The organism is Pontibacter sp. BAB1700 (genome assembly GCF_000277005.1).
In the GTDB taxonomy this organism is placed as follows: Bacteria; Bacteroidota; Bacteroidia; order Cytophagales; family Hymenobacteraceae; genus Pontibacter; species Pontibacter lucknowensis.
Map to the genome: position 1 here is coordinate 18,481 of NZ_AKIS01000084.1, position 15,186 is coordinate 33,666.

Annotated in this window: 14 protein-coding genes and 1 pseudogene; 11 read left to right on the forward strand and 4 right to left on the reverse strand. The window is 48.7% G+C overall.

The window, feature by feature from the left end:
* Window positions 1-38: 38 nt before the first annotated feature.
* The 3 genes from O71_RS10600 to O71_RS10605 all read right to left on the reverse strand — a co-directional run bounded on the left by O71_RS10600 (window position 39) and on the right by O71_RS10605 (window position 2,735).
* Complete coding sequence (locus tag O71_RS10600; RefSeq protein WP_007656400.1) at window positions 39-1,448, reverse strand: exonuclease domain-containing protein; 1,410 nt, start codon at window positions 1,446-1,448, stop codon at window positions 39-41.
* Between the two features lie 137 nt (window positions 1,449-1,585).
* Window positions 1,586-1,708, reverse strand: coding sequence for a hypothetical protein (locus O71_RS26505; protein ID WP_255345383.1), 123 nt, complete (start codon window positions 1,706-1,708; stop codon window positions 1,586-1,588).
* A complete protein-coding gene (locus O71_RS10605; protein WP_007656401.1) occupies window positions 1,698-2,735 on the reverse strand; it encodes an AI-2E family transporter in 1,038 nt (345 codons plus the stop codon). The genes O71_RS26505 and O71_RS10605 overlap by 11 nt, the downstream gene beginning before the upstream one ends.
* Before the next feature lie 346 nt (window positions 2,736-3,081).
* On the opposite strand from O71_RS10605, the gene O71_RS10610 reads away from it, so the two are divergent.
* The 11 genes and pseudogenes from O71_RS10610 (at window position 3,082) to O71_RS10660 (ending at window position 14,559) form a co-directional block, all read left to right on the forward strand.
* Window positions 3,082-4,944, forward strand: coding sequence for a DNA topoisomerase IV subunit B (locus O71_RS10610; protein ID WP_007656402.1), 1,863 nt, complete (start codon window positions 3,082-3,084; stop codon window positions 4,942-4,944).
* Complete coding sequence (locus O71_RS10615) at window positions 4,937-7,684, forward strand: DNA gyrase/topoisomerase IV subunit A (RefSeq protein WP_007656406.1); 2,748 nt, start codon at window positions 4,937-4,939, stop codon at window positions 7,682-7,684. Before O71_RS10610 ends, O71_RS10615 begins: the two co-directional genes overlap by 8 nt.
* A gap of 61 nt (window positions 7,685-7,745) precedes the next feature.
* Window positions 7,746-8,537 (forward strand): hypothetical protein, encoded by a 792-nt coding sequence (locus O71_RS10620; protein ID WP_007656408.1) that lies wholly within the window; start codon window positions 7,746-7,748, stop codon window positions 8,535-8,537.
* Window positions 8,538-8,751: 214 nt separating this feature from the next.
* Entirely contained in the window at window positions 8,752-9,483 is a 732-nt protein-coding gene (locus O71_RS10625; RefSeq protein WP_007656410.1) for a tetratricopeptide repeat protein, read from the forward strand.
* Window positions 9,471-9,791 (forward strand): hypothetical protein, encoded by a 321-nt coding sequence (locus tag O71_RS10630; RefSeq protein ID WP_155800796.1) that lies wholly within the window; start codon window positions 9,471-9,473, stop codon window positions 9,789-9,791. Before O71_RS10625 ends, O71_RS10630 begins: the two co-directional genes overlap by 13 nt.
* A gap of 20 nt (window positions 9,792-9,811) precedes the next feature.
* Window positions 9,812-11,751: pseudogene (gene thrS / locus O71_RS10635) on the forward strand (threonine--tRNA ligase).
* Window positions 11,752-11,870: 119 nt separating this feature from the next.
* Window positions 11,871-12,395, forward strand: a complete 525-nt coding sequence (gene infC, locus O71_RS10640) for a translation initiation factor IF-3 (RefSeq protein ID WP_007656418.1) — start codon at window positions 11,871-11,873, stop codon at window positions 12,393-12,395.
* Window positions 12,396-12,418: 23 nt separating this feature from the next.
* Complete coding sequence (gene rpmI / locus O71_RS10645; protein WP_007656420.1) at window positions 12,419-12,613, forward strand: 50S ribosomal protein L35; 195 nt, start codon at window positions 12,419-12,421, stop codon at window positions 12,611-12,613.
* A gap of 97 nt (window positions 12,614-12,710) precedes the next feature.
* Window positions 12,711-13,055 (forward strand): 50S ribosomal protein L20, encoded by a 345-nt coding sequence (gene rplT, locus O71_RS10650; protein WP_007656428.1) that lies wholly within the window; start codon window positions 12,711-12,713, stop codon window positions 13,053-13,055.
* 230 nt (window positions 13,056-13,285) lie between these two features.
* Window positions 13,286-14,308, forward strand: a complete 1,023-nt coding sequence (locus tag O71_RS10655) for an alginate export family protein (RefSeq protein ID WP_007656429.1) — start codon at window positions 13,286-13,288, stop codon at window positions 14,306-14,308.
* A complete protein-coding gene (locus O71_RS10660; RefSeq protein WP_007656430.1) occupies window positions 14,284-14,559 on the forward strand; it encodes a hypothetical protein in 276 nt (91 codons plus the stop codon). The genes O71_RS10655 and O71_RS10660 overlap by 25 nt, the downstream gene beginning before the upstream one ends.
* A 59-nt stretch (window positions 14,560-14,618) precedes the next feature.
* Here O71_RS10660 and O71_RS10665 read toward each other — a convergent pair whose 3' ends face one another.
* A complete protein-coding gene (locus O71_RS10665) occupies window positions 14,619-15,104 on the reverse strand; it encodes a DUF4168 domain-containing protein (RefSeq protein ID WP_007656431.1) in 486 nt (161 codons plus the stop codon).
* Between the last annotated feature and the right edge of the window lie 82 nt (window positions 15,105-15,186).

Consider the following 15,186-nt stretch of genomic DNA (forward strand, 5'->3'; position numbering starts at 1 on the left):
GGAGCTTCAGAAAAGCAGGTATATACCTGGCAGAAGGCTTAATCAAACACGAGCACCTTGTCTTTGTTCTTGCCGCGCATGTGTCCGCGTATGATCTGCTGTATGTCCTTGTTGTCGTTATAGCGCTGGATTTCTGACTTAAAGTCTTCCAATGAGTTAGCTGAGAAATACTCGTCCACAAAGCCAAAGCCAAGGTAGGTACCGTGCTCCACCACAACAATAGACTTTTCCCCTAATTCACGACCCTTGCCTACAATCACAAAGCTGTTGTGCTCATAGGTAAACGATTCAATGGCAGCGTCTACACGGGCGTTATACTCCTCAGGTGTTTCCGCACCAATACAAGCGCCTTTGCAGATGTGTACCTGATAGTCAAAGCAGGCGCCCGGCGTTTTATACAGATCGCACAGCTTCTGGCACAGGTTATACTTCGACACCTTATGGAATAGAAAACCTTTGGCCTTGAATTGATTCGATAGCGCAATGATGGGTGTCATGTTCACATCATCAGCTTTGTTGATACTACCAAAAGTCAAACGCTTATAGCCTTTTTCGTCTTCGTAAGCAAAGATGCCGGTATTGAATACACTGCGCCGTTGCTGCCGGTTATAGTGTGGCTTCATGCGCTTGATCTCTGCTGACTCAAACAACAACGCCACCAGTTCGTTGCCCATCAGTTCATAAGTAATATCAGCGATCTGGTTTTTGAACTCAATGGACTTTCGGCTTTTATAATCGATGTTGAAGTGCTGGATAATGCGCTTCTTGATGTTGATGCTCTTGCCTACATATATCACTTCACCGGCCTCGTTGTAAAAGTAGTATACCCCTGGCACCGTTGGCAATGCATCCACTTGCTCTTTACTAATAGCTGGAGGAAGGAGAGAAGCCTTGATTTCGTTCTTGAGCTGCTCGGCCGGGTCCGCCACGTGGTGGGTACCGTCGATAACCGGACGATTGATCTTGATCAGTTTGTCGAACAACTTGGCCGTAGCTTCGGCATCGCCAATGGCTCGGTGACGCATTTGCAGCGGAATGTCAATGCTCTTGCAAAGCTTACCCAAAGAGTAGGAAGGCAAGCCAGGTATAAGCGAACGGCTCAGGCGCACGGTACAAAGCGTCTTGCGCTGAAAGGTAAAGCCCAGATCGGCAAACTCTTTTTTGATAAAGGAATAGTCGAAGCGCACATTGTGAGCCACGAACACCATTCCCTCTGTGAATTGCACGATCTCCTTGGCCACCTCGTAGAACTTCGGTGCGTCCTGCACCATGTCGTCGGTGATGCCGGTGAGTTGGGAGATATAGTAAGGTATAGGCCGCTGCGGATTGATCAGGGTGCTATACTTGTCAACGATCTCTTTGCCATCATGTATGAAAATGGCAATCTCTGTGATTCTGTCCTGGGTGGGTTGGCTACCCGTCGTCTCAATGTCGATGATGGCGTACAAGCTGATTCTTTTTTATGGCTTTTTGAAGCAGCCTCCGGTCTGTTCCAGAGGGTTATCCTGTAAACCAATATTCTTAGCAATACGTTTCAATTCGCGCTTGTGCCATACCTTGTGCAAATAGTTTTAGCAAAGACCCGCTATTGCTCGACTTCCTGATCATCCTCGTAGCGCTCTTTTTTCGCTTTCTCCCGCAGCTTGTCAAACATCTTCCGGAACCGCCCTGACTTCTTCTCCTTCACTTCATCTATATCAGCCAGCAAAAAGCCAAAAGGAACGCAGTGGCTCATAGGCGTCGAAAAGCACTTTCAGAATGGCGATCATCGGTATGGAGATGATCATACCCGCCGCTCCCCAGATCTCACCGCCAATGAGCAAGGCCACGATCGCAGCGAAGGGGTTGATACTCACCTTTGAACCAACGACATAGGGTGTAATGAAGTTACCTTCCAGAAACTGCACAAACATAAACACCAGCACCACCAGTACTGCGTCAATCAGGCGGCCCGTGGTTGCCAGTGTGAACAGCGCCGGGAGCATGGCCCCGATCAGGATACCAATGTAAGGTATGATGGTCAGGATAGAGGCAAACACACCGAAGAAGATCGCATACTTTACCCCGAGCAAGAGCAAACCTGCGGAGTTGAGCAAAGCCACAATCACAATCACGATCATCAGACCTGAGATATAGCTCTGGGCCACCACCTGTATGTTGTCGATGGTGTGGTTCAAACTACCGCGCCGTTCCTTGGAAACAAACTTGTACATGAACTGCTCAAGGTGGTTGCGGTAGTAAAGAAAACAGAATACGAAAATTGGTACGATGGTGATGACGGTGAGCGCTCCTGTGGTCAGAGAGATCGTGCTGCCAACAAATGTAGTAGACATCTCCCGTAGTCCGCCTACCATGTTTCGGAACAACTCACTTTTGTTGGCCGGCTGTATGCCAAAATTATGGTAGAGGTAGTCCTGCACTTTCATAAGCAGGACGTCAAAGTTTTTGCCGATTGTGTCCAGTTCTGACGTCAGACTCATCACCTGCATGGAAAGAAACCAAACCACAAGTCCGAGTACGATCACCACCATCACAATGCTACAGAGAATAGCCAGCGCCCTTGGGATACGAAATTTTTCGAGGTCGCGGGTGAGGGGCAGCAGGAGCAGGGCAAACAGAAGTGCAAATACCAGCGGCATAAGGATTGCCTTGAAAGTCTGCAAAACCCAGATCGCCAGAAAGAATCCCAGTAAGATCATCACATACTTGACATACTGGGGTAATTTAATTTCCATAGGGTGTGTTTGTGTAAGGGTATACTGGCTGTTTAGTCACATGCAATTAAGCAAATGTTGTGCTCAAGTATAGTTAAATCTAAATATTTTTATGCTAATAAAATTAGCCAAATAAAACCTGGTGATTTCTTCTTATTTTGTGAACTGTAAGCTCCGTGGAATGGTTGTATAGATTAGTTGACAGATCCGATAATATTGGCTATATTTGCTGACTAAAAATATTAGCAATATCTTCTTTTGAAAGATGAATCGATCGGGCGCCGGAACTATTTGTAGCGTCTGATTTCTTTTATTTTTCTATATTTCCGAGTGATTCCACTAAATCAAATACACTTACGCTTACAGAATGGCAGAGTTAGAGCATAATTACAACGAAGACAGCATTCGCTCGCTGGAGCCCCGCGAACACATCAGGCTACGCCCCGGTATGTACATCGGCAAGCTGGGAGACGGATCTTCGGCCGATGATGGTATTTACATTTTGGTGAAAGAGGTGATCGACAACTCCATCGACGAACACGTGATGGGTTTCGGCAAAACCATCGACATCAAAATATCGGACCACAAGGTGCAGGTGCGCGACTATGGCCGCGGTATTCCGCTGGGTAAGGTGATTGACTGTGTGAGCAAGATCAATACCGGTGGTAAGTACGACAGCAAGGCTTTCCAGAAGTCGGTAGGTTTGAACGGTGTGGGTACCAAGGCGGTAAACGCCCTTTCGAGCCACTTTCGCATTCAGTCTGTACGCGACGGGCAGATGAAAGCCGCAGAGTTTGAGCGTGGTGTTTTAACGAACGATCTTCCGCTGGAAGCTACATCGCAGCGAAACGGTACGCTTACGGTCTTTACACCAGACGATACCATTTTCAAGAACTACCAGTTCAACCCGGATTACCTGGAGAACCAGATCTGGAACTATGTATACCTGAACGCTGGTCTGACGATCAACTTCAATGGTAAGAAATTTTACTCCGAGAATGGCCTGTTGGACCTATTGCGCAACAAAGCCGACGAGGAGAGCATGCGCTACCCGATTATTCACCTGAAAGGCAATGATATTGAGCTGGCGATAACACATGGTAACGACTACGGTGAGGAGTACTACTCTTTCGTGAACGGTCAGTACACCACGATGGGCGGTACGCACCTGGCAGCTTTCCGTGAGGCAATCGTGAAAACAGTGCGTGACTTCTATAAGAAAGACTACGATGCGGCTGACATCCGTGGCTCGATTGTAGGTGCTATTTCGCTGCGTGTACAGGAGCCGGTGTTTGAATCACAGACCAAGACCAAATTGGGTTCCATTGAAATGGGACCTGATGGTCCAGCCGTGCGTGCCTACATAAACGAGTTTGTAAAAGAGGCACTGGACAACTATCTGCACAAGAATCAGACGACGGCTGAGGCGCTTAAAAAGCGCATCGAGCAAAGTGAACGGGAACGCAAGGACATGGCGGGCGTGAAAAAGCTGGCCAACCAGCGTGCCAAGAAAGCCAACCTGCACAACCGCAAGCTGCGCGATTGCCGCCTGCACTTCAACGAAGACAAGCACGAGAACTCACTTCTATCCACGCTGTTCATCACAGAGGGTGACTCGGCGAGTGGTTCCATCACAAAATCGCGCAACGTGGACACCGAGGCGGTGTTCAGTTTACGCGGTAAGCCGCTGAACTGCTTCGGTCTGAAGAAGAAAGTAGTGTACGAAAACGAGGAGTTTAACCTGTTGCAGCACGCCCTGAATATTGAAGAAGGCCTGGAAGGCTTGCGTTACAACCGCGTGGTAATCGCAACGGATGCCGACGTGGATGGGATGCACATCCGACTGCTGCTGCTCACTTTCTTCCTGCAGTTCTTCCCGGATCTGGTGAAGAACGGCCACGTGTACATTCTGGAGACACCTCTGTTCCGGGTACGCAATAAGAAGGAGACGATCTACTGCTATAACGAAACCGAAAAACAGGCTGCGATTGAGAAACTAGGAAAGCGTCCTGAGATCACCCGTTTCAAGGGTCTTGGCGAGATCTCACCGGACGAGTTTGGGAAGTTCATTGGCGACAACATCAAGCTGAAGCCTGTGTTCCTGCAGAAAGACACGACTATCCAGAAAATGCTGAGCTACTACATGGGCAAAAACACGCCGGAGCGCCAGGCATTTATTATTGAGAACCTGAAGATTGAGAAAGACATAGTTGAGGAAGTATATGCATAACGACGAACTAAACAACGAAGGTATAGAAAGAGAAGAAGAGCTAGAGGTTGCATTTACAGACGGTGACGAAGAAGTGATCCATAACGTGACACCGGTATCCGGGCTGTACGAAAACTGGTTTCTCGACTATGCTTCTTATGTAATATTAGAGCGTGCAGTTCCTGCCATCGAGGACGGTCTTAAGCCGGTGCAACGCCGTATCCTGCATGCGATGAAGGAAATGGACGATGGTCGCTTCAACAAAGTGGCCAACGTGATCGGTCAGACTATGCAGTACCACCCGCACGGCGATGCTTCTATCGGCGATGCCATGGTGAATCTGGGTCAGAAGGATCTTCTGATTGAGACTCAGGGTAACTGGGGTGATGTACGTACGGGTGACAGCGCTGCTGCGCCGCGTTACATCGAGGCCCGCTTGTCGAAGTTTGCCTTGGATGTGGTGTTCAATCAGCAAACCACACTATGGCAGCTGAGCTACGACGGCCGTAAAAACGAGCCGGTAACGCTGCCGGTGAAATTCCCACTTTTGCTTGCGCAGGGTGTGGAAGGTATAGCCGTTGGTCTTTCGACTAAGATCATGCCGCACAACTTCAAAGAGCTGATCAAAGGTTCGATTGATGTGCTGAAAGGCCGTAAGACGACTTTGCTGCCTGACTTCCCGAACGGGGGTATGGTCGACGTGACGAACTATAACTCAGGTATGCGTGGCGGCAGAATCCGGGTGCGTGCTACCATTGAGAAAGTAGACAAGACCATGCTGATCATCCGTGATGTGCCTTACGGTATAACGACCACAGGCCTGATGGAGTCGATCGTAAAGGCGAGTGAGAACAATAAGATCAAAATCAAAAAGGTAGTCGATAACACGGCTGCCGATGTGGAGATACAGGTACAGCTGCCGCCTGGCGTTTCGCCTGACCTGACCATGGATGCGCTCTATGCCTTCACGGACTGTGAGGTGTCCATCTCGCCAAATACCTGTGTGATCATCGACGACAAACCGCACTTCCTGAGTGTGGATGAGCTGTTGCGTATTTCTACGTTCAAAACTGTGGACTTGCTCAAGCGAGAGCTCGAGATCCGCAAGGGTGAACTGGAAGACAAGTGGCACTATTCGTCGCTGGAGAAGATTTTCATCGAGAATCGCATTTACCGTGACATTGAGGAATGCGAAACCTGGGAAGCCGTGCTCGAGGCGATTGATAAGGGCTTGGATCCGTTCAAGAAGCTGCTGCGTCGTGAAGTTACGCAAGATGATATCATTCGCCTGACTGAGATTAAGATCAAGCGCATTTCCAAATACGACTCTTTCAAAGCCGATGAATACATTAAAAAGCTGGAAGAGGAGATGGCTGAGGTGGACGATAACCTGGCCAACCTGATCCGTTACGCGATTGCTTATTTTGAGGGCTTACTGAAGAAATACGGGCAGGGACGTGACCGCAAGACACAGGTGAAGACCTTCGATGTGATTACTGCACAGAAAGTTGCGATCGCTAACCAGAAGCTTTACATGAATGCCAAAGACGGCTTCATCGGTACCGGTCTGCGCAAAGACGAGTTCGTATGCGACTGCTCAGACATGGACGATATCATTGTGTTCCGTAAGGATGGTAAATTCACTGTGACCAAAGTTGCGGAGAAAACCTTTGTAGGCAAGGACATCATCATGGCCGGCGTTTATAATAAGAACGACGAGCACATGGTCTACAACATGATCTATGTGGACGGCAAGACCGGAGTGTCCTTCGCCAAGCGTTTCTCTGTGAAGTCGATCACCCGTGACAAGGAATACGACCTGACGAAGGGTAACAAAAATTCTAAGGTACATTATCTCACTGCTAACCCGAATTCAGAGTCGGAGGTGGTGAATATTACACTTGCTCCGCAAGCTTCTGCCCGCATTAAGCAGTTCGACTATGACTTTGCCGAACTGATGATAAAAGGCAAAGGATCAAACGGTAATATCGTGACGAAGTATCCGGTTAAGAAGGTGGTGCAGAAGAGTCTGGGCGAGTCGACTTTGGGTGGACGCGAGATCTTCTACGATGAAGTGATCGGCCGTCTGAACACCGAAGGCCGCGGCCGTTACCTTGGTTCGTTCAACACCGACGATACGATCCTGGTTATTTACGAAGACGGTACTTACGAGCAGACCACATTCGATCTGGCCAACCACTATACCGTGGAGAAGATCAAGGTGCTGCAGAAGTTCGATCCGGGGTTGGTTGTTTCCGCTATTTATTATGAAGGCGAGAATAAAACTTACTATGTGAAGCGATTCAAGATTGAGACTTCCACAGTAGGTAAGAAGTTCAGCTTTATACCTGAAACCAAAAACTCCAGGCTGGAGGCTGTATCTACACATTCACTTCCGATGGCCACTATTAGCTTCAAACGTTCGCTCCGAGGCGAGAAGGAAACGGAGAAACTGCTGCTGAGTGAATTCATTGATGTGAAGGGTTGGAAAGCCATGGGTAACAAATTGAGCTACTTTAAGATCTTCGATGTGAAAGTGCCGAAACAGGAGGAAGTGGAGCAGGAAGAAAAGCCTAAAACTAAGAAAGTTACCACGAAGCGAGAGCCCGTAACACTGCCTTCCGAACTGAAGGAATTGGCAGAGGAGGCAGCCAAAGTGAGTGGGGCTCAACTTGATGCGCTCGAAACCGTAGAAGAACTTACAGAAGACGGCAGTGCAAAAGAGGCTTTGAAGAAAAAGAAACAGCTGGATTTGTTCTAAATTAAATCCTTTTTTGCATAAGTCGTTTTAAAGCAATATATTAGATTGCTTATTACAAATTATGCGAATACTTTTCAAAGCTATACCCATTTTATTCATCATGCTCGGTTTCCTGATTCGTCCGCTGGAGGTACTGGGAGATTCCGGGCATGATGTGCTTTTAAAAAAGGCCTATGAACTGAAGGAGCAGTACAAGGAAACAGAGGCACTGGCGGTATATGAGCAGATATTAGCTGCTGATGAGTTAAATTATGAAGCCCTGTGCCAGGCCAGCCTGCTACACAATTTGATGGGTCACCGTTTTACAGATGACAGCCGCAAACTGAATCACTTCAGCACTGCAAAGTCTTATGCCCAGCGCGCCTATCAGGTGGACTCCATGGATGCCCGATCAAATTATGCCATGGCACTTTCGTTGGCCTCATTGGCAACAATCTCAGGACCGAAACAGCGACTGGCTACTTTCAGCCAGTTAAAACCCTACCTGGATGGAGCTCTGGCGGCAGATTTCAGACATGCAGATGCCTGGCACTTGCTGGGACGCTGGTATTTCAAAATGGCGAACCTCAATTTTGCCGAGATCACAGCTTACAAAGTGATGCTGGGGGGGATGGCAGATAAGCCTGCTACCAATAAGGATGCTATATACGCTATGGAGATGGCCATTCTGCACAACCCGAATAACCTGCGCTATTACTTTGATTTGGCCAACATTTATCAGGAGATGAAAAATAAAGAAGCCTGTGTCTATACGCTGCAGCGTGCCATGGCCCAGAACCTTGACTTGCAAACGAAAGAGGAGCTGGAGTTGAGCAGGCGCTGTAAAATTATGCTGCAGGAGTATCAGAAGTAACATGATAGCAATGCAACGCAAAGGGCCTGCAGCTTCATTGCAACGCAAAGGGCCTGCTTCCGGATGGTGGCAGGCCCTTTGCGTTGCTTGAAAACTATAAGGCAGGCGAATTGTCGGTATTTAGGCAAATTATCTATAATTTAGCGCCATTCAAGCTAGTAAGAAAAGACAGCACATGATGTCTCGTTGGGTCTTAAGTTGGGTAGTGTTGGGGATGTTGACTCTTTCCGGTTGCGGCAAAGAAGAAGGTACCCGGGAGCAGATGGTAGACCTGGAGGCTGTGGCTGTGGAGGACCCGGCCAAACAGCTGGTAAGCCTCAGCGAAGCGATCGACCGGTCAAAGCGCGATGGCAGTTTGTACGCACGCAGAGCCATGGTGCTGCTGCGGCAGGGGGAACTGGATAGAGCCTTAAGTGATGTAAACGAGGCCATTAAGCTGTCGAAGGAGCCTGCTAACTTTTTCGTGAAAGCGCAGGTGCTATACCTGATGGGGCGTCACGAAGAAGCCCTGCCACTGGCGCTACAGGCAGAGCGTAACTCGTATGAAAGTTCATCACTTTACGTGCTCTTAACAGAGCTATACCTTGACAGAGGGGCGTATACAAAGGCTTCTCATTTCGCGCGACAGGCGCTTGAGTTGTCAGCTGACGATCCGCATGCAATCTACTTCAAGGGTAGAGTGCTGGAAGTGACCGGTGATACAGCTGTTGCCATCAGGCATTACCAGCAGGCCTTGGAGCTGAAGCCAGACTTTGCGGAGACGCACCGATCACTGGCAGGGCTATACCTGGCGCAGCAGGACCTGGCACAGCCAAAACGCATACGCAACAGGGTTTGCGCCAGTCACCGGAGGATCCACAACTGTGGTATTACAAAGGAATGCTACAGCTGCAGTCGGCACGAAAGGACAGCGCCCTGGCTAGTTTTGAAAAAGTGCTGTCTTTAGCAGACACGATGCAGGCAGCCCATTTTCAGGTGGCGCTACTGCAGCATGGCATAGGAGCCTACGAGCTGGCCTTGCAACACCTGGAGAGTGCTCCAAGGTATAGCAATGTGCTCAAGTACCTGTCTGTGCGGGCAAGTAGCCTGGAACGGATAGGAGAGAACCTGGCAGCACTGCGAACTTACGAACGCATGCTGGCGATTGAGCCGAAACATACGTATGCGCAGCAGAGCGTTGCCAGGTTAAGATACAGATTGGAAAGACCCAGACCCCAGCTCGACAGTATGGCTGTCAGGCAGCGGGGCTTTTAACACGATACTAAGAAGAAAACATGATCAACATCACTTTGCCAGACGGCTCTGTACGCCAGTATCAGAAAGGTGTAACTGGCCTCGAGATCGCCAGCAGCATTAGCGAGGGCCTTGCCCGCAATGTTTTGGCCGTAAAGGTGAACGATTCCGTTTGGGATCTGTCTCGCCCATTGAAGAAGATGCCAACGTGCAGCTGCTCACCTGGAACGACGATCTGGGCAAAAATACGTTCTGGCACTCTTCCGCCCACTTGTTGGCCGAAGCACTGGAAGAGCTATACCCAGGTATAAAATTCGGTATAGGTCCTCCTGTTGAGAACGGCTTTTACTATGACGTGGACCTGGGCGAGGGCAGAACCTTCTCGCAGGATGACTTCGCCAAAGTAGAGCAGAAAATGCTGGAACTGGCACGCGCCAAAAATGAATACAAGCGTGAAGAAGTATCAAAAGCCGACGCCATTAAGTATTTCACTGAAAAAGGTGACCAGTACAAGCTCGATTTGATTAAGGACCTGGAAGATGGTTCGATCACTTTTTACACCCAAGGCAAGTTCGTAGACCTTTGCCGCGGACCGCATATTCCGAACACTGGTTTCATCAAAGCGGCTAAGCTGATGAACGTAGCCGGTGCTTATTGGAGAGGCGATGAGAAAAGCAAGCAGCTGACTCGTATCTATGGTGTCACTTTCCCGAAGCAGAAAGAGCTGACAGAGTACCTGGAGCGCCTGGAGGAAGCCAAGAAGCGTGATCACCGTAAATTGGGTAAGGAGCTGGAGCTGTTCGCTTTCTCTGAAAAAGTAGGAATGGGCTTGCCGCTGTGGTTGCCGAAAGGTACCCTGCTGCGTGAGCGCCTCGAGCAGTTCATGCGTAAGGCACAGGTTAAAGCCGGTTACCAGCCGGTTGTTACCCCGCATATTGGTAGCAAAGAGCTGTACATTACTTCCGGCCACTACGAGAAGTATGGAGCCGACTCGTTCCAGCCGATCAAGACGCCGAATGAAGGGGAGGAGTTCTTCCTGAAGCCAATGAACTGTCCGCACCACTGTGAGATCTACAAGACACGTCCGCGCTCTTATAAGGAGTTGCCGGTACGTCTGGCAGAGTTCGGCACGGTATACCGTTACGAGCAAAGCGGCGAGCTGCACGGCCTAACCCGTGTTCGTGGCTTTACACAGGACGATGCGCACATCTTCTGCCGTCCGGACCAAGTGAAGGATGAGTTCAAAAAAGTAATTGACCTGGTGTTATACGTGTTCAATGCCCTTGGTTTTGAAGACTATACTGCTCAGATATCATTGCGTGATCCCGAGAACAAACAGAAGTACATAGGTGGTGACGAGGCCTGGGAAAAGGCAGAGAGCGCGATCATAGAGGCTGCTGAGGAGAAAGGGTTGCGCACTGTAACCGAACTGGGAGAGGCTGCGTTTTACGGACCAAAGCTCGACTTTATGGTACGCGACGCCTTGGGCCGCAAGTGGCAGCTTGGAACTATTCAGGTAGATTATCAGTTACCGGAACGCTTCCAATTGGAATACATTGGTGCTGATAACCAGAAACATCGCCCTGTTATGATCCACCGTGCGCCTTTCGGTTCACTGGAACGTTTCGTGGCCGTTCTGATCGAGCACTGCGGTGGTAACTTCCCGCTGTGGCTGAGCCCGGAGCAGTTTGCCATCCTGCCTATATCTGAGAAGTACCAGGACTTCGCACAGCAGGTATATGACCGACTGCAGCAGGAAGATATCCGTGGCTTCGTAGACAACCGCGACGAGAAGATCGGGCGTAAGATCCGTGACGCAGAAGTGAGCAAAGTGCCTTATATGCTGATCGTTGGTGAGAAAGAGCAGGAAAACGGAGCAGTCTCTGTTCGCAGGCACGGAGAAGGTGATCTTGGCACAATGACAGTGGAGGAGTTCATATCTAGCTTTCAGTCAAAAGTTGCTGAGATGCTGAACAATTAAAGAAAGATATTTTTTTCTTGATATAAAAAGTGCGATATTCGCACCCTGATTGTAGAAACTAAATTTAAGGAGGTAAAACTATAGCTACGCCAAACAAGCGCTACATCCCACGCGGAAAAGTGGAAGAGCCATACAAAGTCAATGATAAAATAACTGCCAGAGAGGTCCGGTTAGTTGGTGACAATGTAGAGCAGGGGGTATTCTCGACCAGAGATGCTCAGAAAATAGCGAATGAGCAGAATCTTGACCTGGTTGAGATTTCGCCAACTGCTAATCCACCGGTATGCCGAATCATCGACTACTCGAAATTCAAGTACGAGCAGAAGAAGAAAACCCGTGAGATGAAAGCGAAGGCTCAGAAAGTTGTCATCAAGGAGATCCGTTTCGGTCCCAACACAGATGACCACGACTTTGAGTTCAAGCTGAAGCACGCCAAGTCCTTCCTTGAAAGCGGTTTCAAGATCAAGTCTTATGTACACTTCGTCGGTCGTACGATTGTGTTTAAGGAAAGAGGCGAGATCCTGTTGCTGAAGTTCGCACAGGCGCTTGAGGACATTGCCAAGGTGGAGCAGCTGCCTAAACTGGAAGGAAAGAGAATGTTTTTGATTCTTTCTCCGAAAGTGGCACCTCCTGCTAAAAAGTAATTTGTTTCATTAATTATATACACATGCCAAAAGTTAAAACAAAATCTGGTGCAAAGAAGCGTTTTTCTTTGACAGGTACTGGCAAGATTAAGCGTAAGCACGCTTATAAAAGCCACATCCTGACCAAGAAGACGACTAAGCAGAAGCGTAACTTGACACACACTGGCCTTGTAAGCTCAGCTGACATGGACAGAGTGAAGCTGATGCTTCAAATCTAATTCCCCGGAGTTAGAACGGTTAATTATTTAGTACGAACCCGGTATCTGGTCTTTTGAAGATTAAAATTTAATCACCAGCCGCCAAAACTTTTTAGAAATGCCTAGATCGGTAAACGTTGTCGCAGCGCGACACAGAAGAAAAAAAATGATGAAAATGGCCAAAGGTTACTTTGGCCGTCGCAAGAATGTCTGGACAGTTGCGAAAAACGCAATTGAAAAAGGTTTGCTTTATGCTTACCGCGACAGAAAAGCGAAAAAGAGAGATTTCCGCGCCCTTTGGATCCAGCGTATCAACGCAGGTGCACGTGAGCATGGCATGTCTTACTCTCAGCTAATGGGCGCTTTGAAAAAGGCGAACATCGACCTGAACCGCAAAGTACTTGCTGACCTGGCGATGAACCATCCGGAAGCTTTCAAGAGCATCGTTGACAAAGTAAAGTAATTTACTTTAGATATATTACAAAAGAGGGCCTGGCGCAAGTCAGGCCCTCTTTGCGTTTATACCTGTCTGCAAACTAACCAAAGTCATCTTTGTGTATGACTGCTGTCATCGCGCATGGGTAGGAAGTTGCGCTACTTCGCATTGTTGCGGTCAAACACAAATGATCAGGTAATTTATAATAGCCTGGCGTACGTTGGCCCGTTTACACCACCTTCCAAAACGATGCGGACATGGAAAAAAGTTTTACCCGAAAACTGCTGCTGTTAGCGGCTTTTATATGGCTGCCCCTTGAAACAGCCTGGGCCCAGCTATACCTGACACCACAGGTAAGGCCAAGAGCTGAATGGCGCAATGGCTACCAAAGCTTGCCTGATAGTCAGAATGGTGCCTTTTTTGTAAACCAGCGCTCCCGGCTCACACTTGATTACAAGCAAGACAAGGTGCAGATGAAATTTAGTTTACAGGACGTCAGGGTATGGGGCGATGAGCTACACCTGAAAGACGTGCCTTCCATGGCCATGCACGAGGCCTGGGGAGAATTTGCATTGTCAGATAAGTTCGCAGTCAGGCTAGGCCGGCAGGAATTCGTTTACAACAACGATCGCCTGCTTGGCAATGTGGATTGGGTACAGCAGGCTCGAAGTCATGATGGGGTGCTGCTCAAAGCAAGGTGGCAGGGGATAAGCCTTGATGCAGGCGGTGTTTTTAACCAGGAGAGAGAAGCGCTATTTGATACCCATTACAGTATGAACAACTACAAAGTACTCGGCTTCCTGTGGGCACAGAAACAGCTGAATGACCAACTATCGGTATCAGTCATGCATATTAGCGACGGCTTTCAGCGACCTGATACTGTAGGCGGTGTTTACTTCCGGCATACCTACGGCCTGGACCTGAACTACCAGCAGGAACGTGCGCAGTTCAACGGTGCCCTGTACAGACAGTCAGGCGAGCATAGCAGTGGCAAGCGGATCTTAGCCTACCTGGCGGTGGCAGAAGCATCCTATTCCTTCCAGCCTTTGCGCTTCACAATTGGCACAACTTATCTGTCCGGTATGACAGGGCATGACAGCAAAGTGCGTTCCTTCAACACGCTGTATGCTACCAACCATAAGTTCTATGGCTTCATGGATTACTTTATCAATGTTCCGGCAGACACACGACAGGCGGATTGCATAACAGCTACTTTAAAACCAGCTATACACCAAAGGGTAAGTACAGCCTTTCATTGGACTACCACTATTTTGCACTGACCAAAAACCTTGGTGCTACAGAAACACTTCCCGGCACCAGCGATCGTTATTTAGGTTCAGAGCTGGATGCTGTGGTCCATTACAAGCACTCTGATCAAATTCAGTTTTTTATTGGGTATAGTACATTGTTTGCGGGCAGCTCCATGGAAGCGATAAAGCCAGGCAGTGCTGCTGCCTATGCCGATTGGGGGTGGGTGATGGTCAATATCCAGCCGCGTATCCTGCTGAAGTCGTTTGAGAAAGATAGATAAGTTATAAAAAAGGCCCTTGCCAAAATCTGGTAAGGGCCTTTCGTTTGCTGGTGTCAGCTCTATTTCGCCATTAGTTCGTGCACTTTTGCCTTCACGGCTTCGTCCTGCTGGTAGGCCGTCACGATCTCTCTGTATTTGTCTTCTGTAAGGCCTTCTTCTTCAAGAGCCTTTTTTACATTTTCTTTTACAGTAGGCTGAATCTCAATTATCTGTTTTGCGGCTTTGTCAAAAGCAGCCAGTTGCTCCGGGCTTGCACCTGTCTCTGCCAGCTTCTGCTCACGCTGTGCCTGCGCAAATTTGTTAAACTGCTCTACATCCATGCCCGCTTCTTCTATAATGTTGAGCATGTTCTGCTGCCCTTCCTTCTGGATAGCCGTCACCTTTGCGTTTGCCTGTAAAAACTTTTTGAGTTCCTCTTCAGAGAATCTGTCCTGCTGAAGCTGTTCCTGCTGGGTTACTTCATCTGCCTGCTGTGCTGATGCGGATTGAGCGTACCCAAGGGCGAAGAGAACGAGAACACCTGACAAAATCTTTTTCATTTTCATGATCGGTTGTTTTAAGGGATTAGGTTAAAAAAGAGTCACAAAAGGCTTCTGGCAGGTCGACTGCAGGAGCCCATAAATTTTA

Excerpts from the sequence above, each read along its gene's own strand:
- O71_RS10605 (WP_007656401.1), bottom strand. The coding sequence starts at position 2,735 with ATGGAAATTAAATTACCCCAGTATGTCAAGTATGTGATGATCTTACTG.
- rplT (WP_007656428.1), top strand. The coding sequence starts at position 12,711 with ATGCCTAGATCGGTAAACGTTGTCGCAGCGCGACACAGAAGAAAAAAA.
- O71_RS10665 (WP_007656431.1), bottom strand. The coding sequence starts at position 15,104 with ATGAAAATGAAAAAGATTTTGTCAGGTGTTCTCGTTCTCTTCGCCCTT.
- rpmI (WP_007656420.1), top strand. The coding sequence starts at position 12,419 with ATGCCAAAAGTTAAAACAAAATCTGGTGCAAAGAAGCGTTTTTCTTTG.
- O71_RS10625 (WP_007656410.1), top strand. The coding sequence starts at position 8,752 with ATGTTGACTCTTTCCGGTTGCGGCAAAGAAGAAGGTACCCGGGAGCAG.
- O71_RS10610 (WP_007656402.1), top strand. The coding sequence starts at position 3,082 with ATGGCAGAGTTAGAGCATAATTACAACGAAGACAGCATTCGCTCGCTG.
- O71_RS10655 (WP_007656429.1), top strand. The coding sequence starts at position 13,286 with ATGGAAAAAAGTTTTACCCGAAAACTGCTGCTGTTAGCGGCTTTTATA.
- O71_RS10615 (WP_007656406.1), top strand. The coding sequence starts at position 4,937 with ATGCATAACGACGAACTAAACAACGAAGGTATAGAAAGAGAAGAAGAG.
- O71_RS10620 (WP_007656408.1), top strand. The coding sequence starts at position 7,746 with ATGCGAATACTTTTCAAAGCTATACCCATTTTATTCATCATGCTCGGT.